Origin of the sequence: Varibaculum timonense (assembly GCF_027694345.1) — a bacterium.
GTDB classification, from domain to species: domain Bacteria; phylum Actinomycetota; class Actinomycetes; order Actinomycetales; family Actinomycetaceae; genus Varibaculum; species Varibaculum timonense_A.
Map to the genome: position 1 here is coordinate 1 of NZ_JAQEVU010000017.1, position 3,292 is coordinate 3,292.

Annotated in this window: 3 protein-coding genes; all 3 read right to left on the reverse strand. The window is 29.3% G+C overall.

What is annotated here, in order from left to right:
- Positions 1-129 precede the first annotated feature (129 nt).
- Genes PG728_RS09255 through PG728_RS09265 form a run of 3 tightly spaced genes read right to left on the reverse strand, consistent with a single transcriptional unit; the run spans position 130 to position 3,191 of the window.
- Positions 130-1,569, reverse strand: coding sequence for a bifunctional aminoglycoside N-acetyltransferase AAC(6')-Ie/aminoglycoside O-phosphotransferase APH(2'')-Ia (locus PG728_RS09255; RefSeq protein WP_001028144.1), 1,440 nt, complete (start codon positions 1,567-1,569; stop codon positions 130-132).
- Entirely contained in the window at positions 1,570-1,974 is a 405-nt protein-coding gene (locus PG728_RS09260) for a GNAT family N-acetyltransferase (RefSeq protein WP_000134308.1), read from the reverse strand.
- Positions 1,975-2,018: 44 nt separating this feature from the next.
- Complete coding sequence (locus PG728_RS09265) at positions 2,019-3,191, reverse strand: IS256-like element IS256 family transposase (RefSeq protein WP_000195429.1); 1,173 nt, start codon at positions 3,189-3,191, stop codon at positions 2,019-2,021.
- Positions 3,192-3,292 lie beyond the last annotated feature (101 nt).

Sequence of the window (3,292 nt, forward strand, 5' to 3'; positions counted from 1 at the left end):
TAGAAATGGTAAAAACATTGTATAGCATTTTACACAGGAGTCTGGACTTGACTCACTTCTATTATTTTTCATTTTTTTAAACTATTTAATACTAATGTCTTTTATAATAGCTTTTCATATATTATATAATCAATCTTTATAAGTCCTTTTATAAATTTCTTTTCTACCATTTTCGATAAATTCCTGTTTAATATTTTTAATTCCATAAACAATAGTTTCAATAGGATAATATTCTTCAACTATATCTTGATATTCTTTTGCTTTCTCAATATCTATATTTCCATACATTCTTAATATATCTTCTCCAAAATTTGTTCCTATTTCTTCTTCACTATCTTCAAGTAAGTATATAAAATCACAATATTCATCTATAATTCCAGAATCTCCAAAATCAATTATTCCAGTTAATCTATTATTGCCATCTAACAATAGATGATTACAACTAAAATCATTATGGCATAAACACTTTTTACCCTCAAAAACTGTTGTTGCATTTAGTCTTTCCATAAAACTTTCTATATAATCTTTTTCTATATCAGTTAAATCATTATAAATAGTTTCACGCAACAATATATACTCTTCTAATACATTTTGTTTATTATCAATAGTACATTCACTAATATCTGTATAATCTAAACCGTGCATTTGTCTTAAAAAACTGGCAATATCTCGTTTTAACAAATTTTGTTCTTCTTCTGACATAGTAGAATAAATTTCTGGTGTTAAAAAAGTTCCTTTAATTTCTTTATAACCTAGTATAGATAATTCATCACTAATATACGAATATTCAATATTAGGAATTTTTACATTAGTTTCTAAATTTGTATTTAAAAAATTATATATTGCTTTTTCTTTTGCATAACCTTTTTTCTTATTAGTACTAAATTTTGTTTTAAAAATGTATTCATTATTAACTAAATATGCCACACTATCATAACCACTACCGATTATTTCAATACTATCTACTTTGAAATTATCAAAGTAATGCTCAATTAAATATTTCATTGCCTTAACATTTGTGGCATTATCATCATATCTATATTCCATTAAATAACAATCTTCTTTTTTGCCCTCGTGTAATTCATGTTCTGGCAAATCTTCAATAATTCTAAAACCAGATTTTTGGTATGCCCTTATTGCTCTTGGATTATTTTTATGAGGGTCTAAAATAACTGCATTAGCATTTCTTTCTTTTTTCAAAAATTCAAAAATCAATTTAATATATCTTGTACCAATTCCTTTACTCCAATAATTTGGCTCTCCTATAAATTGATCCATACCATAGACTATCTCATCAGTTTTTGGATAATGATAATCAGTATATAACTCATCATACATTTTATATATTTGTCCATATCCAATAGGAACATTGTTATATTCAATAATTACTCTAAAAACTTCATCTTCCCAAGGCTCTGTATAATGTTTTTTTAATGATTCTAATGTATATTTTTTATCTCTACCACCATAAAATTCTAATACTCTTTCATCAGTTAACCATTTTAACATCAAAGGAAAATCATCATCTATTAAAGTTCTTATACATATTTCATTTTCAACTATATTCATTTATTTATCACCTTTTTCATAATCATATACATATACTATTTCATCTTTATAATCATTTTTACCACCTAATTTTTCATATACATGGCAAGCTCTAGGATTACCTTTATCAGTTATTAAAAACATTTCAGAACAACCAATCTCTTTAGAATATTCCTTAATAAAAGATAATAATTTTGAACCATAACCTTTGTCTTGATAGTTAGGTAACATTCCTATTGAGTGTAAATAAAACATTGTTTTTCCATCAGGTCTTAAAAGTGTATAGCAATATGCAAATCCTATAATTTTATTATTTTCTTTAGCTATAAACCCAAATGAACTGGTATCATTAAGAAATCCTTTTAAATTATCAATATCAAAAACCATATTATCATCAATTAAAACTTCTTCCATAAACTCAGTCAAGTCCAGACTCCTGTGTAAAATGCTATACAATGTTTTTACCATTTCTACTTATCAAAATTGATGTATTTTCTTGAAGAATAAATCCATTCATCATGTAGGTCCATAAGAACGGCTCCAATTAAGCGATTGGCTGATGTTTGATTGGGGAAGATGCGAATAATCTTTTCTCTTCTGCGTACTTCTTGATTCAGTCGTTCAATTAGATTGGTACTCTTTAGTCGATTGTGGGAATTTCCTTGTACGGTATATTGAAAGGCGTCTTCGAATCCATCATCCAATGATGCGCAAGCTTTTGAATATTTTGGTTGATCGATATAATCATGAATCAATCGATTTTTAGCCTCACGCGCTAAGTTAATATCTGTGAACTTAAAAATTCCTTTAACAGCTTCTCTGAAAGATTTTGAATTTTTTTTAGGAATGGTGGTAAAGATATTTCTTAGGAAGTGAACTTGGCATCTTTGCCAACTTACGTTGGTGAAGGATTTTCTAATGGCAGAGACTAATCCTTTGTGCGCATCAGAAATAACGAGTTCCGTACCTTGTAAACCGCGTTCTTTTAGGTATTCAAAAAATGTTGTCCAGGTCTCTTCGCTTTCGCCACTTTGAATCATGAAGCCGATAATTTCACGGTCGCCATCTTTGGTTATTCCAATCGCTATATGACAGCTTTTTGAGAGTACTCGATTTTCTTCTCGTACTTTTATATAGAGTACATCGGTCATTAAGTAAGGATAATTTTTTTCTGATAATAAACGATTCTGCCACTCGTTAACCATAGGTTCTAGCTGTTCTGTTAAGCTAGAAACGAAGGACTTAGAGACGGATTTACCACAAAGTTCTTCCACAATTTTTGATACTTTACGAGTTGAAACGCCTGATACATACATTTCCAACATTGAAGCCATGAGGGCTTTTTCGTTTCGTTGATAACGTTCAAACACTGTGGGTGAAAAATGGCCATCACGTGTTCTGGGTACTTTTAATTCTAGCGTGCCTACACGTGTCGTAAAGCTGCGCTCATAATAGCCATTTCGTTGACTTTGTCGGTTTTCTGTTCGTTCATATTCTTTTGCTTGAATATATTCTGTTCGTTGATTTTCCATTAGTTGATTAAATACCGTTGTTAAAATATTTTTAGAAACGTCATCCTTTACAGAATATTCAATAATGCTTTGAATCTCTTCGCTTTTCAGTGTAAAATGTACTTGGGTCATGTAAAAGTCCTCCTGGGTATGTTTTTGTCGTTAAAAACATTGTACCGTAAAAGGACTGTTATATGGCCTTTTTACTTTTACACAATTATACGGACTTTATC

What these genes read in the sequence shown, in the direction of transcription:
- PG728_RS09255 (WP_001028144.1), bottom strand. Translation starts at nt 1,569, where the DNA reads ATGAATATAGTTGAAAATGAAATATGTATAAGAACTTTAATAGATGAT.
- PG728_RS09265 (WP_000195429.1), bottom strand. Translation starts at nt 3,191, where the DNA reads ATGACCCAAGTACATTTTACACTGAAAAGCGAAGAGATTCAAAGCATT.